The organism is Serinicoccus shuyuelongi, from assembly GCF_045032955.1.
Taxonomy (GTDB): domain Bacteria; phylum Actinomycetota; class Actinomycetes; order Actinomycetales; family Dermatophilaceae; genus Ornithinicoccus.
Genome location: NZ_JBJFZU010000008.1, coordinates 1 through 14258, shown reverse-complemented (window position 1 = coordinate 14258; position 14258 = coordinate 1). Strand labels below are relative to the sequence as shown.

Genomic DNA, 14258 nt, shown 5'->3' with positions numbered 1-14258 from the left:
GGTATGCCGTGACCTCCTCCACCGACGCCACCGACGCCGCCGCGGCACCGCCGCCCGGGGACGGCTGGGACGCCGGCCAGCTGCTCGGCGGGTTCGCCCGCGCCTGCCGGGCGGCCGGGCTGCCGGTGAGCGCGGACCGGGAGCGGACCTTCCTGCAGGCCTGCGCCGAGGTGGGTGTGGACCGGCGGGCGGGGGTGTACTGGGCCGGCCGGGGGACGCTGACCGCCGGACCGGCCGACGTCGAGCCCTACGACCGCGTCTTCACCGGCTGGTTCGGGGGCCGTCCGATGCACGCGGTCAGCACCGAGGACACCCCCCGAACCCCCACCGTGCAGGCGTCGCTGGAGGAGCCGGAGTCCGACGGCGGTCCGTCCGAGGGCAGCGACGTCGTACGCGCCGCCGCCTCGGCCCAGGAGGTGCTGCGCCACCGCGACGTGGCCGGGCTGTCGCCGGCCGACCGGGCCGCGCTGCGCCGCCAGTTCGCCACCCTCGAGGCGCGCCCACCCACCCGTCGCGGCCGACGGCACGACCCCGCACGGCGGGGACGGATCGACGGCTGGGCCACGGTCCGGGCGCACCTGCGCACCCTCGGCGAGCCGGCCCAGGTGCGCTACCGCGAGACCGCCACCCGGCGGCGACCGGTGGTGCTGCTGGTCGACGTCTCCGGCTCGATGAGCTCCTACGCCGACAGCCTGCTGCGGCTGGCGCACGTGATGGTCCAGGCGGACCCGCGGGGCACCGAGGTCTTCACCGTCGGCACCCGCCTCACCCACGTCACCCGCGCGCTGCGCGAACGGGACCCGGACCGGGCCCTGCTGGCCGCCGGGGAGACGGTGCCCGACTGGTCGGGCGGGACCAGGATCGCGGAGTCCGTGGAGGTGTTCCTGCGCCGGTTCGGACGGCGCGGGATGGCGCGCGGGGCCGTCGTCGTCGTCCTCAGCGACGGCTGGGAACGGCAGGACCCGGGCGCCCTCGGGGAGCAGATGCGCCGGCTGAGGGCGCTGGCGCACCGGGTCGTCTGGGTCAACCCGCACCGCGGCAAGGCGGGCTACCAACCGGTGCAGGGAGGTATCGTCGCGGTGCTGCCCCACATCGACCGTCTCGTCGCGGGGCACTCCCTGGCGGCGTTCGAGGAGGTGCTGGACGTGGTGGCTGGTGCGTGACGTCCTGGACCGGCTGCTGCCGTGGTGGGAGGACGGGTCGACCGTCGCCCTGGCCACCGTCGTCGGCACCTGGCGTTCGGCCCCCCGGCAGCCCGGTGCCGCGATGCTCGTCGGCGTCGACGGCGAGGCCGTCGGCTCGGTCTCCGGCGGCTGCGTGGAGGGGGCGGTCTACGAGCTCGGCCGGCAGGTCATCGACACCGGGGAGCCGGTGCTGCAGCGCTACGGCGTCTCCGACGACGAGGCGATGGGGGTGGGGCTGACCTGCGGCGGCATCCTCGACGTCTACGTCGAACGGCTCTCCCGGGCCGACTTCCCGGAGCTGGGTGAGGTCGCGGCCGACATCGCCGCCGGGCGGCCGGTCACCGTGGCCACCGTGGTCGAGCACCCCGACCCGACCCGCCTCGGCACCCGCCTCGTGGTGCGACCGGAGGGGGTGCCGTCCTCGGGGTCGCTGGGCAGCGGACGTGCGGACTCCGCGGTCACCGACGACGCCCGCGGCATGCTCGCCCAGGGCCGTACCGCCACCCTGGAGTACGGGCCGGACGGGGAACGCCGCGGTGACGGTATGCGCGTGTTCGTCGCCTCCTACGCGCCCCGCCCGCGGATGCTCGTCTTCGGCGCCATCGACTTCGCCGCAGCGGTGGCGCGGATCGGCAGCTTCCTCGGCTACGAGGTGACGGTCTGCGACGCACGACCGGTGTTCGCCACCCGCAGCCGGTTCCCCGACGCCGATGAGGTCGTCGTGTCCTGGCCGCACCGCTACGTCGAGGCGCAGCTGGCGGAGGGAGCCCTCGACTCCCGCACGGTGGCGTGCGTGCTCACCCACGACCCCAAGTTCGACGTGCCGCTGCTGCAGGTGCTGCTGGGCGACGGCGGCCCGCAGCTGGCCTACATCGGCGCGATGGGCTCGCGGCGCACGCACGAGGACCGGTTGGCGAGGTTGCGCGAGGTCGGGCTGACCCCCGAGCAGCTGGCCCCGCTGCGCAGCCCCGTCGGTCTGGACCTGGGCGCCCGCACCCCGGAGGAGACGGCGGTGAGCATCGCCGCCGAGATCATCGCGCTGCGCTGGGGCGGCGGTGGGGAGCCGCTGCGCGAGACCACCGGTGCCATCCACCGGCATACCGACTGATCAGCGGCCTCCTCCCTGTTGCGCCGTGACCTGGGTCACGGCAGGATCAGGAGGGACAACGACGTCCCCGCCGGAGGAGAGAGCCGTATGAAGATCACCGTGACAGTCGACGGCACCAGCTACACGGACGAGGTGGAGCCCCGCACGCTCCTCGTCCACCACCTGCGGGAGAACCTGGGGAAGACCGGGACCGTGGTGGGCTGCGACACCAGCAACTGCGGCGCCTGCACGGTCATGCTCGACGGGCGCAGCGTGAAGTCCTGCAACGTGCTCGCGGTCCAGGCGGATGGGCACGAGGTGACCACCATCGAGGGCTTGTCGGACACCGTCGAGGGGGACCTCACCCCGGTCCAGGAGGCCTTCCGGGACTGCCACGCGCTGCAGTGCGGGTTCTGCACCCCCGGGATGATCATCCAGGCCACCGACCTGCTGAACGACAACCCCTCGCCCACCGAGGAGGAGGTCCGGGTCGGCATGGAGGGCAACCTCTGCCGCTGTACCGGCTACCACAACATCGTCAAGGCGGTCCTGCAGGCCTCCGGGCAGTCCGGAGCGACCGGGGGTGAGCGGTCATGACCGCCGTCGACGAGCGCACCGAGCAGGCCCCGGCCCTCGAGGTCGGCCGGGACCGCCGGCGCAAGGAGGACCAGCGCCTGATCACCGGCCGCACCCGGTGGACCGACAACATGACGTTGCCGGGGATGCTGCACCTGGCCATGGTGCGCAGCCCGGTGGCGCACGCCCGGATCACCGGCATCGACACCACCGCCGCCCGCGAGGCGCAGGGCGTCGTCGCGGTGCTGACCGGCGAGGATGTCAAGGACCTGCAGGGCAGCCTGCCGTGCGCCTGGCCGATCACCGAGGACCAGAAGGCACCCCCGCACCCGGCGATCGCCGTCGACCGGGTCGCCTTCTCCGGTGAGGTCGTCGCCGTCGTGGCCGCCCGCAGCGCGGCTGCCGCCCGGGACGCCGCCGAGCTGGTCGACGTGGACTACCAGGAGCTCCCCGCAGCCCTCGAGCTGCGGGCCTCCGCCGCCGACGAGGTGCTCGCGCACCCCGACCTGGGCACCAACCGGTCCGCCACCTGGGTCTTCGACTCGGCCGAGGCCGGGACGGGCGGCGACGTCGAGGACGCCATCCGGGACGCGGAGGTGCTCATCGAGCGCGATTTCCGCCAGCAGCGCCTCATCCCCGCCTTCATGGAGCCGCGCTCCACCGTGGTCGACCCCACCGGCGAGCAGTTCGTCATGTGGTCGGCCACCCAGGTGCCGCACATCCTGCGACTGATGCTGGCGCTGACCCTCGGGGTCTCCGAGTCCAAGATCCGGGTCATCGCGCCCGACGTGGGTGGTGGCTTCGGCGGCAAGCTGCAGGTCACCCCGGAGGAGATCATCACCTTCCTGCTGGCCCGGCACACCGGCAAGCCGTGCAAGTGGACCGAGACCCGCAGCGAGAGCCTGCTGGCCGCGCACCACGGGCGGGACCAGTGGCAGAAGCTCACCCTCGCCGCGAAGAAGGACGGCACCGTCACCGGCCTCAAGGTCGAGCTGCTCGCCGACATGGGGGCCTACCTCGGCCTGGTCACCCCGGGGGTGCCGATCCTGGGTGCGTTCATGTTCAACTCCATCTACAAGTTCGGCTCCTACCGCTTCTCCTGCACCAACGTCTTCACCAACAAGACCTGGACCGACGCCTACCGCGGCGCAGGCAGGCCCGAGGCGACGTTCGCGATCGAGCGGATCATGGACGAGCTCGCTCATGAGCTCGGCCGGGACCCGATGGAGGTGCGCGAGCAGAACTGGATCACCCACGAGGAGTTCCCGTTCACCACCGTCTGCGGCCTGGAGTACGACTCCGGGAACTACGAGGCGGCCACCGAGCGCGCCAAGGAGCTCTTCGGGTATGACGAGCTGCGGGCCGAGCAGGCGCGGCGCCGGGAGAACGGTGACCGGGTGCAGCTGGGCCTGGGCATCTCGACGTTCACCGAGATGTGCGGCCTGGCGCCGTCCCGGGTCCTCGGCTCGCTCAACTACGGGGCCGGCGGCTGGGAGCACGCCTCGGTGCGGATGCTGCCCAGCGGCAAGGTCGAGGTCATCACCGGGTCCTCGGCGCACGGTCAGGGTCACGAGACCGCCTGGAGCCAGATCGTGGCCGACCAGCTCGGCGTGCCCTTCGAGGACGTCGAGGTGCTGCACGGCGACACCCAGATCAGCCACAAGGGCCTGGACACCTACGGGTCCCGGTCGCTCGTCGTGGGTGGGCAGGCCGTCATCAACGCCGCCAAGAAGGTCGTCGAGAAGGCGCGGCCATTGGCGGCGCACATGCTCGAGGCCAACGTCGACGACCTGGAGTTCTCCGGCGGGAAGTTCACCGTCTCCGGGGCCGGGTCGGAGCAGGAAGGGCTGACGCTGGCCTCCCTGGCACTGGCGGTCTTCGCGGCCCACGACCTGCCGGACGGGATGGAGCCGAGCCTGGACGCGGACGCCACCTTCGACCCGGTCAACTTCTCCTTCCCGCACGGGACGCACCTGTGCGCGATGGAGATCGACACCGAGACCGGTGCCTCGAGCATGCGTTCCTACGTGTGCGTCGACGACATCGGCAACGTGGTCAACCCGCTGATCGTCGACGGCCAGGTGCACGGCGGGCTGGTGCAGGGCATCGCGCAGGCCCTCTGGGAGGAGGCGGTGTACGACGACCAGGGCACCCTGGTCTCCGGCTCCTTCGTGGACTACACGCTGCCCACGTCCGCCGACACCATCAGCTTCGTCACCGACCGCACCACGTCCCCGGCCACGTCCAACGACCTGGGCGTGAAGGGCGTCGGGGAGGCTGGCTGCATCGCCTCCACCCCGGCGGTGGTCAACGCGGTGCTCGACGCGATCCGGCAGTTCGGCGTGCAGGACATCCTCATGCCGTGCACCCCGGAACGGGTCTGGCGGGCGATCCACAGCACCGACGCGGCCGGTGGAGGCGACGGTCACGCACCGACCGCCGAGGACGCCGCCGGTCACTTCCGGGCCGGCGAGCCCAACCACGACGAGCCTGGTGCCGCCGGCGCACAGGTGCAGACCCCGCAGGAAGGCGGCCAGGCATGATCCCCCCCGAGTTCGAGTACGCCGCCCCGGCCACCGTGGCGGAGGCCCTCGCGCTGCTGGCCGAGCACGGTGACGAGGCCAAGGTGCTCTCCGGCGGGCAGTCGCTGCTGCCGGTGCTCCGGATGCGGCTGAACGCCCCGGGCATCATCGTCGACATCTCCCGCATCGAGGAGATCAAGGGCGTCACCGACACCGGGGACGCCGTCCGCATCGGTGCCGGGGCGACCTACCAGGACGTCCTGGACTCCGACCTGGTCAGCGAGCACCTCGCGCTGCTGCACCAGGCCCTGACCGAGGTCGCCGACGCCCAGATCCGGCACCGGGGCACCGTCTGCGGGGCGCTGGCGCACGCCGACCCGGCCGGTGACGTCGGTGCCCCGGTGCTGGCGCTCGGCGGGCGGATGGTCATCCAGGGCCCGGACGGGGAGCGCACCGTCGACGGGGCCGACTTCTTCGTCGACCTCTTCGAGACCGCGGTGGGTGAGGGCGAGCTGCTCACCGCCGTCGAGATCCCCAAGCACACCGGCTGGGGCTCGCACTACGAGAAGTTCGTGCGCGTCTCCCACCAGTGGGCGATCCTCGGGATCGCCGCGGCCGTCCGGGTCGAGGGCGGCACCATCGCCGAGGCCAGGGTGGGCCTGACGAACATGGGCTCCACGCCGCTGCGGGCGACGGCGGTGGAGGAGGCCCTGGTCGGCAAGGAGGCCACCGAGGAGGCCATCGCCGGAGTCTGTGCGCAGGTGGGGGAGGGCACCGACCCGCCCTCGGACCTCAACGGCCAGGCGGACTACCGCAGGCACGTGGCCGGGGTGCTGACCCGTCGGGCCGTGCTCACGGCGGCAGGGGCCTGAGGATGGCGCTGGAGCTCAACCACTCCTTCACGGTGGCCGCGACACCGGAGCGCACCTGGGAGCTGCTGACCGACCTGCACGAGGTCGGCAGCTGCTTCCCCGGTGCCACGGTGACCTCCGCCACCGAGGAGGAGTTCACCGGCACCGTCAAGGTGAAGCTCGGCCCGATCGCGGTGACCTACCAGGGCGAGGGCCGCTTCGTCGAGCGTGACGACGAGGCCCACCGGGCCGTCATCGAGGGCCTCGGGAAGGGCCTGCGCGGGCTCGGCAACGCCTCGGCCACCGTCACCGTGCAGCTGACCCCGGACGGTGAGGGCACCAGGGCCGACGTGGCGACCGCGATGAACATCACCGGCAAGCCTGCCCAGTTCGGCCGGGGCGTCATGCAGAGCGTCTCGGACAAGCTGCTCGGCCAGTTCGTGGACTGCATCGAGGGCAAGCTCGGCGGGTGAGGCACCCGAGCCCGTGCCTGCCGGTCACCACCTCGTTAGGGTGGCCGGCATGACGACGACGCCTGAGATGACCGGTTCCAGCAGGGCCGAGGAGGAAGCGGTCCAGATCTGCCGCGAGCTGATCCGGATCGACACCAGCAACTACGGCGACGGGTCGGGGCCCGGTGAGCGTGCTGCCGCCGAGTACGTGATGGGCCTGCTGCAGGAGGTGGGCCTGGAGCCGCAGCTGACCGAGTCCGACCCCGGACGGGCCAGCGTCGTGGTCCGCACCGAGGGCCGGGACAGCAGCCGGGGCGGGCTGGTGCTGCACGGCCACCTCGACGTCGTGCCGGCCGAGGCCAAGGACTGGTCGGTGGACCCGTTCGCGGCCGAGGAGAAGGACGGCATGATCTGGGGCCGGGGCGCGGTGGACATGAAGGACATGGACGCCATGCTCATCGCCACCCTCCGCGAGCTGGCGCGCTCGGGCCAGAAGCCGCCCCGGGACATCGTCTGGGCGTTCTTCGCGGACGAGGAGGCCGGTGGCGTCAAGGGGGCCGGGCACGTCGTCGCCGAGCACCCGGAGTGGTTCCAGGGGTGCACCGAGGCGATCAGCGAGGTCGGCGGCTTCTCGATCACCCTCCCGGACCACGCGACCGGCGGTCCGTCCCGGGCATACCTGCTGCAGACCGCGGAGAAGGGGATCGCGTGGCTGCGGCTGCACGCCCACGGACGGGCCGGGCACGGGTCGGTGCCCAACGAGGAGAACGCCATCGTCCGCCTCGCCGAGGCGATCGCCCGGATCGACGCGCACCCGTGGCCGCGCACCTACATCGCCTCCGTCCGGGAGCTCTTCGACGGCGTCGCCGGGATCACCGGTGAGCCGTGGAGCGACGAGAACCTGGAGGAGCTGCTGCAGCGCCTCGGTGGTGCCCGACGCTTCGTCGAGGGCACCCTGCGGGACACCTCCAACTTCTCCATGCTGGACTCCGGCTACAAGCACAACGTCATCCCGCAGAGTGCGTCCGCGTCGCTGGACTGCCGCTTCCTGCCGGGCCACGAGGACGAGCTGCTGCGGATCATCGACGAGCTGGCCGGTGAGCACGTCGAGGTGGAGATCCTGCACAAGGACGTGGCGCTGGAGGCACCGTCCAGCGGGGAGCTGGTGGACTCGATGAAGCGGGCCCTGCTCAAGGAGGACCCCGGCGCGCACGTGCTCCCGTACTGCCTGTCGGGGGGCACCGACAACAAGCACCTGTCCCGGCTGGGCATCACCGGGTACGGGTTCGCCCCGCTGCGGCTGCCGGACGACCTCGACTTCGTCGGGATGTTCCACGGGATCGACGAGCGGGTCCCCACCGACGCGCTCCGCTTCGGCACCCGGGTCCTGGGTCAGCTGGTCGCCGACTGCTGAGCCCTCACGGTGGGGCCCTGGCGGAGGGTCAGGCGGTGCGGCGCACCCGGATGATCTTGCGACGCAGGACCACCTTGCGCAGGCCACCCATGAAGACGCGCACCCGGACCAGCTCCCAGGCGCCGTACTCGGCGTGCTCCGTCAGCGCCTGCCGCACCTCACCGCGACCCTGGTCGCGGTGGAACGTCAGCTCCCGGAACTCGTACTCCACCATCGAGCGCCAAGCATAGGCACCCGGGTGCGCGCGTCGGAACCCGCCGCGCGCACCCGGACATTCGCGCTACCGTCACCTCATGACCGCAGACCCGCGCGCAGCCCTGTCCGCCCTCGTCGCCGCCCTGGAGACCCACCTGGAGACCGCCGCGGTGAGCCGGGGCGACGACGACCCGGCCGTGGTCGAGGCCTACGAGCACATCGCCGAGGCCTTCACCAGCTATGACGACGCCCTGATGGACGCCTATGGCGAGGTCACCCCGTTGGAGGTGTACGACGAGGAGCTCACCTCGGACGACGACGATGACGATGAGGAAGATGACGACGAGGAGGAGGACGAGGACGACGCCGACCTCGGGTATGACGACGTCGAGGGGGATGACGACGACGACGATGATGACGATGACGAAGATGAAGACGACGAGGACGACGACGGGTCGCTCGACGTCGACAACTCGCGGGCCTGACGCGTGCGGCTGGGACTGAGCTGCGGCTTCTGGGGGCAGGGCCGCGACGAGGAGAACCTCGCGCTGGTGCAGCGTGCCGACGAGCTCGGGGTCGACGTGCTCTGGGTCGCCGAGGCCTACGGGCCGGACGCGGTGAGCATCCTGTCCTTCGTGGCTGCCCGCACGCAGCGCATCGGGCTGGGCGCAGGGGTGCTGCAGATCCCCGGGCGCACGCCGGCCGCCACCGCGATGGCCGCGGTGAGCATCGACAGCCTCTCCGGCGGCCGGTTCAGGCTAGGCCTGGGCGTGAGCGGACCGCAGGTCTCGGAGGGCTGGCACGGGGTCCGCTTCGGTCGCCCGCTGGCCCGCACCCGGGAGTACGTCCAGGTCGTCCGGACGGCGCTGGCCCACCGGCCGGTCACCCACGAGGGGGAGTTCTTCACGCTGCCGCTGCCGGACGGGCCGGGCAAGGCACTCCGGCTGACGCACACCCATCGGCCGTCGGTGCCGATCTACCTGGCCGCCGTCGGTCCGCGCAACCTCGAGCTCGCCGGAGAGATCGCCGACGGGTGGCTGGGGGTCTTCGTGGCCCCCGACCACTTCGCCGAGCAGCGCGCGCACCTGGAGGCGGGGCTGGCGCGACGGCATACCCCACCGGCGGAGCCGTTCCGCACGGACGCCACGGTGGCGGTCGCGGTCGGTGACGACCTGGAGGAGTGTGTCCGCACCGTGAGCCCGTACCCGGCGCTCTACGTCGGCGGGATGGGCAGCCGCGAGCACAACTTCTACAACCAGCTCGCCTGCCGGATGGGCTACGAGCAGGAGGCGACCCGCGTGCAGGAGCTCTACCTCGCAGGCAAGGCCCGGGACGCGGCCGCCGCACTGCCCGCGCAGTTCGTGGACGACACCAGCCTGCTCGGCGACACCGACCGGATCACGGCCCGGATGCGCCGCTACCGGGACGCCGGGATCACCACCCTCACGGTGGCCCCCTGGGGAGCCGACCTGGAAGCCAGGACCGCTGCGCTGGAGACCTGCGTCGAGGCGCACGCCCGGCTGGAGGCCGAGGGCTGATGGCGATCTGCCTGCTGCTGCGGCACGGCCGGACCCGCTCCAACGCCGAGGGCCGCCTCGCCGGCTGGAGCCCCGGCATCGGCCTCGACGAGCACGGGGCCACCCAGGCGCGCACCGTGGCCGGACGGCTGGCCGGCACCGAGCTGGCGGCCGTGGTGGCCAGCCCGCTGCAGCGCTGCCAGGAGACGGCGGCGGCCGTGCTCGCCGCCCAGCCGGCGGACCGGGACGTGGCACGGCACACCGAGGAGGACCTGGGGGAGGCGCGCTACGGCGCCTGGACCGGCCGCCCGTTGAGCGAGCTGGCCGAGGAGCCCCTCTGGCGGGACGTGCAGGACCGGCCCGCGAGCGTGACCTTCCCCACCGACACCCTGACCGACCCGCCCTTCGCGCACGAGTCGATGCGCCGCATGCAGGAGCGTGCCGTCGCGGCCGTGCGGGCCTGGGACGCGCGCGTCGAGGCCGAGCACGGTCCCGGGGGCGTCTGGGTGGCGGTCAGCCACGGCGACGTCATCAAGGCGATCCTGGCCGACGCCCTGGCCACCCCGCTGGACGACTTCCAGCGCATCGTCGTCGACCCGGCGTCGCTGAGCATCGTGCACCGCACCAGCGCGCGCCCGTTCGTGCTGCGCACCAACGACACCGGCTCGGACCCGGTCGACCTGCAGGGACTCGTCACGCGGCTCCGGTCCGAGGGTGCCTCGGGTGACGCGGCGGTGGGTGGTGGCGGTGGCGCCGACGCCCCGCCGACGTAGGCTGGCCACATGTCAGAGCACGTCTTCGACCCGCCGGAACGTTGCGTCGCCGGCAGCGTCGGCCCGCCCGGGGGCCGCACCTTCTTCCTGCAGGCGACCGACGGCAACCGGATGATGACGGTGTCGCTGGAGAAGGAGCAGGTGCGCCTGCTCGGGGAGTCCCTGGTCGAGCTGCTCGACGACGTCGCCGGGGACGACGGGGCCGAGGCGGCCGCCGCCACCTTCACCGACAACGCACCCCTGGACGCCCCCTTCGAGGACGACTTCCGGGTGCAGCGGCTCTCGGTGGCCTGGGAGGCCGGACGCCGCATGGTGGTGCTCGAGGCCTACGACCGACCGGACGCCGAGGATCTCGCCGACCTGCCGGCGGAGACGGAGGAGTCAGACCTGCCCTGGTCCGGGCTGCCGCCGCAGTCGCTCAAGGTGGTGCTGGAGCCCGCCCGCGCCCGCGCCTTCGCGCTGCGCTGCGCCTCGTCGCTGGACGGCGGCCGTCCCTCCTGCCCGTTCTGCGGTCAGCCGCTGGACCCGACCGGGCACATCTGCCCACGGGCCAACGGCTACCGCCGCTGAGGTGCAGGAGGACGAGGCGCTCGACCTGCTGACCCGCCTCACCATCGAGCCGGTCGGGGCACTGCCGCAGGCCAGCAACCTCACCGTCCTGGTCGACCTCACCGACGCGCAAGGACGGCCAACCGGCCACCGTGCGGTCTACAAGCCGGTGCGCGGCGAACGCCCGCTGCACGACTTCCCCGCCGGGACCCTCGCCTCCCGTGAGGTGGCGGCATACCTGCTGTCCCGGGCCGGCGGGTTCGACCTGGTGCCCCCGACGGTGCTGCGCGACGGGCCGTTCGGCCCCGGCTCGGTGCAGTGGTGGGTGGAGCAGGACGAGGAGCGCCTCGCGGACCCCTCGGCGGGGCTGGTCGACGTCTTTCCGGCCGACGCGCTGCCCGAGCAGGGCTGGCTCGCGGTGGTCACCGGGGAGGACGAGGACGGCACCCCCTTCGTCATCGCCCACGCCGACGACCCGCGGCTGCGCTCGATGGCCCTGCTCGACGTGCTCATCAACAACGCGGACCGCAAGGCGGCGCACCTGACCCTGGACCGCGAGGGGCGGCTGCGGGGCTTCGACCACGGGGTATGCCTGCACGAGGAGGACAAGCTGCGCAGCGTCCTGTGGGGCTGGGCCGGCGACCCGTTGACGGAGACCGACCGGGCCGCGACGGGCGCCGTGCGCTCGGCGGTCCAGGATCTCCCGGCCCTCACCGAGATGCTCTCCGCCGCGGAGCTGTCGGCGCTGGACGACCGCTGCGCCGCGGTGCTGGAGGCGGACGCGCTCCCGCTGCCGCCGCCGGGGCGCTATCCGCTGCCCTGGCCGTTGTGGTGACGGTGGGCACGGTTAGGCTCCCCGCTGTGAAGACTTGGTCCACCACCCCCGTCCCACGCTTGCCGATCGAGCAGGGTGGTGAGGCCGTACGGGTGCACGACACCGCCTCGGGGGAGCTGCGCGAGCTGACCGGGCGTGAGGGGACCGCGCGGCTCTACGTCTGCGGCATCACCCCGTACGACGCCACCCACGTGGGGCACGCCGCCACCTACGTCACCTTCGACCTGCTGCAGCGGGCCTGGTTGGACGCCGGCCTGGCGGTGGAGTACGTGCAGAACGTCACCGACGTCGACGAGCCGCTGCTGGAGCGGGCCGAGCGCGACGGGGTCGCCTGGCAGGACCTGGCGCAGCGCGAGATCGAGCTGTTCTTCACCGACATGGAGGCGCTGCGGGTGCTGGCGCCGGACCACTACGTCGGTGCCGTGGAGGGCATCCCGGACGACGTGCAGGCCGTGCAGCGGATGCTGGCCGCCGGTCTCGCCTACGAGGTGCCGGTCCCCGAGGGGCAGGCCACGGTCGCCGACGCGCGACAGGTCGACGTGTACCTCGACCTGTCCACCCAGCCCACCTTCGGCACCGTCTCCGGGTGGTCACGGGAGGAGATGTCCGCGGTCTTCGCCGAGCGTGGTGGGGACCCCGAGCGGGCCGGCAAGCGGGACCCGCTGGACCCGTTGCTCTGGCGGGCCGGGCGCGAGGGTGAGCCGCACTGGGACGGCGGCACCCTGGGCCGTGGGCGGCCGGGCTGGCACATCGAGTGCTCCACGATCGCCCAGCGCCACCTGGGTACCCCCTTCGACGTGCAGGGCGGCGGCACCGACCTGATCTTCCCGCACCACGAGATGAGCGCCGTGCAGGCGACCGCGCTCAGCGGGGAGCCCTTCGCCCGGGCCTACGTCCACCAGGCCATGGTCGGCCTGGACGGCGAGAAGATGAGCAAGAGCAAGGGCAACCTGGTGCTCGTCTCCCAGCTGCGCCACGCCGGCGTGGACCCGATGGCGATCCGGCTGGTGCTGCTGGCCCAGCACTACCGGACCGGGTGGGAGTGGACCGACGGGCTGCTGCGCGAGGCGCAGGACCGGTTGGACCTGTGGCAGCGGGCCGCCGACATGGCGGCCCACGAGTCGGTCACCGAGCTGGGTGAGTCCACCGTGGCGCGGATGCGGGCCTGCCTGGCGGACGACCTGGACAGCCCCGGTGCGCTGGCCGCCGTCGACACCTGGGCGACGAACGTCGCCGCCGGTGAGCCGGCCTCAGACCTGGTGGCCCGCGCCGTCGACACCCTGCTCGGCGTGCAGCTCTGAGGCGAGCCTGCCCAGGACGTCACCGAGGTCGGCGGCCCGCATACCGCTGAGCCCGTCGGCCCGGACGCTGCCCCGCAGCTCGGGGACCGGCACCGTGTGCGGCACCACCAGGGTGGGGACGCCGGCGGCGATGGCCGAGGTCGCGCCGGTGGGGGAGTCCTCGATCGCCACGCACCCGCCCGGCTCGACCCCCAGCCGCCCGGCCGCGACCTGGTAGGCCTCCGGGTCGGGCTTGCCGCGCTGCACCTGGTCCCCGGTGACGACGGCGGCGAAGGTGCCCTCGGGCAGCTGCTCGACCAGCACGTCGGCCAGCTCGGTCCAGGACATCGTTACCAGCGCGCACGGTATGCCCTCGGCCCGCAGCTCCGCGAGCAGCTCCCGGGCCCCGGGGCGCCACGGCACGTGATCCCGCATCCGGGTGACCACCCCACCCAGCAGCCGGCGCACCACCTGCTCCGGGGTGCCCTGCACGGGGGTGCGGTCCAGGATCAGCCGGGCCGAGGTCAGCAGGTCCTGGCCGACGAGCTCGTGGGCGTCCGCGTCCGACCACGTCCCGCCCGCCTCCTCGACCAGCCGGTACTCCTCGGCGATCCAGTAGGGCTCGGTGTCGACGATGGTGCCGTCCATGTCCCAGAGCACCGCTCGGAGCAGCGGTGGGACGGCGGCGGGGGCGGTGGCCTCGGTGGCGGAAGTCGTGTCGCGGGTCACGGCTCCACGCTAGACGGTCGGGACGTAGGCTGGACGGCACGGTCCTGCGACGCGAGGAAGGCGAGGAATGATCGAGCTGCACGAGACCGGGGAGCTGCGCGACCCGATCGTCATCGCCGCCTTCGAGGGATGGAACGACGCCGGCGAGTGCGCCTCGGCGGTGATCGAGCACCTCGCCCGCGTCTGGGACGCGGAGGTGGTCGCCGCGATGGACCCCGAGGACTTCTACGACTTCCAGGTGAACAGACCGCAGATCCTCACCGTCGAGGGGAGGGAGAGGGGCCGGCGGGCCCA

The 14258-nt window shown here is 72.9% G+C and carries 16 protein-coding genes; 14 read left to right on the top strand and 2 right to left on the bottom strand.

Going from position 1 to position 14258, the window contains the following annotated elements; all coding sequences use genetic code 11:
- Window positions 1–8: 8 nt before the first annotated feature.
- The 7 genes from ACI3EY_RS10760 to ACI3EY_RS10730 all read left to right on the top strand — a co-directional run bounded on the left by ACI3EY_RS10760 (window position 9) and on the right by ACI3EY_RS10730 (window position 8086).
- Window positions 9–1163 carry a vWA domain-containing protein gene (locus tag ACI3EY_RS10760; protein ID WP_405040420.1) on the top strand — a complete coding sequence of 385 codons (1155 nt, stop codon included), beginning with the start codon at window positions 9–11 and terminating at the stop codon, window positions 1161–1163.
- The gene (locus ACI3EY_RS10755; protein ID WP_405040419.1) at window positions 1156–2292 is read left to right on the top strand and encodes an XdhC family protein; all 1137 of its coding nucleotides are present in this window, start codon (window positions 1156–1158) and stop codon (window positions 2290–2292) included. Before ACI3EY_RS10760 ends, ACI3EY_RS10755 begins: the two co-directional genes overlap by 8 nt.
- An 87-nt stretch (window positions 2293–2379) precedes the next feature.
- Window positions 2380–2868, top strand: a complete 489-nt coding sequence (locus ACI3EY_RS10750; protein WP_405040418.1) for a (2Fe-2S)-binding protein — start codon at window positions 2380–2382, stop codon at window positions 2866–2868.
- The gene (locus tag ACI3EY_RS10745) at window positions 2865–5390 is read left to right on the top strand and encodes a xanthine dehydrogenase family protein molybdopterin-binding subunit (RefSeq protein WP_405040417.1); all 2526 of its coding nucleotides are present in this window, start codon (window positions 2865–2867) and stop codon (window positions 5388–5390) included. Before ACI3EY_RS10750 ends, ACI3EY_RS10745 begins: the two co-directional genes overlap by 4 nt.
- Window positions 5387–6241, top strand: coding sequence for an FAD binding domain-containing protein (locus ACI3EY_RS10740; RefSeq protein WP_405040416.1), 855 nt, complete (start codon window positions 5387–5389; stop codon window positions 6239–6241). The genes ACI3EY_RS10745 and ACI3EY_RS10740 overlap by 4 nt, the downstream gene beginning before the upstream one ends.
- A gap of 2 nt (window positions 6242–6243) precedes the next feature.
- Window positions 6244–6693, top strand: coding sequence for an SRPBCC family protein (locus tag ACI3EY_RS10735; RefSeq protein ID WP_405040415.1), 450 nt, complete (start codon window positions 6244–6246; stop codon window positions 6691–6693).
- Between the two features lie 49 nt (window positions 6694–6742).
- Window positions 6743–8086, top strand: coding sequence for a M20/M25/M40 family metallo-hydrolase (locus ACI3EY_RS10730; RefSeq protein ID WP_405040414.1), 1344 nt, complete (start codon window positions 6743–6745; stop codon window positions 8084–8086).
- 28 nt (window positions 8087–8114) lie between these two features.
- On the opposite strand, the gene ACI3EY_RS10725 is transcribed toward ACI3EY_RS10730, so the two are convergent.
- Entirely contained in the window at window positions 8115–8300 is a 186-nt protein-coding gene (locus ACI3EY_RS10725) for a DUF5703 family protein (RefSeq protein ID WP_405037253.1), read from the bottom strand.
- A 79-nt stretch (window positions 8301–8379) separates the two neighbouring features.
- Between ACI3EY_RS10725 and ACI3EY_RS10720 the strand changes: the two genes are divergently transcribed.
- Genes ACI3EY_RS10720 through mshC form a run of 6 tightly spaced genes read left to right on the top strand, consistent with a single transcriptional unit; the run spans window position 8380 to window position 13256 of the window.
- Window positions 8380–8766 carry a hypothetical protein gene (locus ACI3EY_RS10720; protein WP_405040413.1) on the top strand — a complete coding sequence of 129 codons (387 nt, stop codon included), beginning with the start codon at window positions 8380–8382 and terminating at the stop codon, window positions 8764–8766.
- 3 nt (window positions 8767–8769) lie between these two features.
- Complete coding sequence (locus ACI3EY_RS10715; RefSeq protein ID WP_405040412.1) at window positions 8770–9819, top strand: LLM class F420-dependent oxidoreductase; 1050 nt, start codon at window positions 8770–8772, stop codon at window positions 9817–9819.
- On the top strand, window positions 9819–10571 hold the full coding sequence (locus ACI3EY_RS10710; protein ID WP_405040411.1) for an MSMEG_4193 family putative phosphomutase: 753 nt from the start codon (window positions 9819–9821) through the stop codon (window positions 10569–10571). The genes ACI3EY_RS10715 and ACI3EY_RS10710 overlap by 1 nt, the downstream gene beginning before the upstream one ends.
- A 9-nt stretch (window positions 10572–10580) precedes the next feature.
- A complete protein-coding gene (locus ACI3EY_RS10705) occupies window positions 10581–11141 on the top strand; it encodes a DUF3090 family protein (RefSeq protein ID WP_405040410.1) in 561 nt (186 codons plus the stop codon).
- A gap of 1 nt (window position 11142) precedes the next feature.
- Window positions 11143–11955: an SCO1664 family protein gene (locus tag ACI3EY_RS10700; protein WP_405040409.1), complete on the top strand. Its 813-nt coding sequence runs from the start codon at window positions 11143–11145 to the stop codon at window positions 11953–11955.
- A 26-nt stretch (window positions 11956–11981) separates the two neighbouring features.
- A complete protein-coding gene (gene mshC / locus ACI3EY_RS10695) occupies window positions 11982–13256 on the top strand; it encodes a cysteine--1-D-myo-inosityl 2-amino-2-deoxy-alpha-D-glucopyranoside ligase (protein WP_405040408.1) in 1275 nt (424 codons plus the stop codon).
- Here mshC and ACI3EY_RS10690 read toward each other — a convergent pair.
- Complete coding sequence (locus ACI3EY_RS10690) at window positions 13206–13964, bottom strand: HAD family hydrolase (protein ID WP_405040407.1); 759 nt, start codon at window positions 13962–13964, stop codon at window positions 13206–13208. The genes mshC and ACI3EY_RS10690 overlap by 51 nt on opposite strands.
- Window positions 13965–14031: 67 nt before the next feature.
- Between ACI3EY_RS10690 and ACI3EY_RS10685 the strand changes: the two genes are divergently transcribed.
- A partial coding sequence (locus ACI3EY_RS10685) for a PAC2 family protein (protein ID WP_405040406.1) occupies window positions 14032–14258 on the top strand: 227 nt, incomplete at its 3' end.